At 71.9% G+C, this 303-nt stretch carries 1 protein-coding gene; it reads right to left on the bottom strand.

Going from position 1 to position 303, the window contains the following annotated elements; translation table 11 throughout:
* A partial coding sequence (locus RA20_RS20620; protein ID WP_206540120.1) for a hypothetical protein occupies positions 1-303 on the bottom strand: 303 nt, incomplete at both ends.

Below are 303 nucleotides of genomic sequence, written 5' to 3' on the forward strand. Positions count from 1 at the left end.
GGCTGCCTGCGGCGCGGCCTCCGCCACGCGGTCCGGAGCGGGCGCATGCGGTTTGGCGGCGGATTGCGGGATTGCACCGGCGTTCAGGCCTTGGCTTTGTGCTTCGCTTTCAGGGGCTTGCTCGCCCTCTGCCGCCTGCGGCACGGCTTCGGAGCGGGGAATGCGGTGGGCCTGGAGGTTGAGGCTGCTTTCCGGGTTGGGCTGCTGCGGCACCGGGTCGGGCACCAGCGAAATGAGCAGCGCGCCGGCGCCTGCGGCGTGAACCATGGCCGAGGCTGCCAGCCCCAGTGCCCATATGGCGGG

The organism is Leisingera sp. ANG-Vp (genome assembly GCF_000813725.1).
Lineage (GTDB): Bacteria > Pseudomonadota > Alphaproteobacteria > Rhodobacterales > Rhodobacteraceae > Leisingera.